Source organism: Tabrizicola sp. YIM 78059, from assembly GCF_004959785.1.
GTDB lineage: Bacteria > Pseudomonadota > Alphaproteobacteria > Rhodobacterales > Rhodobacteraceae > Tabrizicola > Tabrizicola caldifontis.
In genome coordinates, this window is record NZ_SJZH01000083.1 from 1 (window position 1) to 335 (window position 335).

The 335-nt window shown below is 68.4% G+C and carries 1 pseudogene; it reads left to right on the forward strand.

Annotation, left to right across the window (positions count from 1 at the left end):
• Positions 1-335: pseudogene (locus tag EZM81_RS18145) on the forward strand (DUF2793 domain-containing protein); the annotation flags it as partial.

Genomic DNA, 335 nt, shown 5'->3' on the forward strand with positions numbered 1-335 from the left:
TGGCTGGACTTTCGTCACGCGGATTTCGCTGACAACCCTGCAGGCCACAGGCATGGGGTTCTTCGGCCTCTATGGATCGACCGCCGCGCTGGCGACCACCCTGACGCTCGCCGCCGTGGTGAACTGCATCGGGATCGGCTTCCAGCGCGGGACGCACACCCGCTGGCAACTGGTCGCGAACGACGGCACCGGGGCGCCGACCCTGATCGACATGGGCGCGAGTTTCGCCATCGCCACCGGCGGCGTGCTGACCCTGTTCATCGCCGCGCCGCCGAACGGATCATCCGTCTGGGTGCGCGTCGTGGACGAGGTCACTGGCGCGGTCTTCGAGCAGG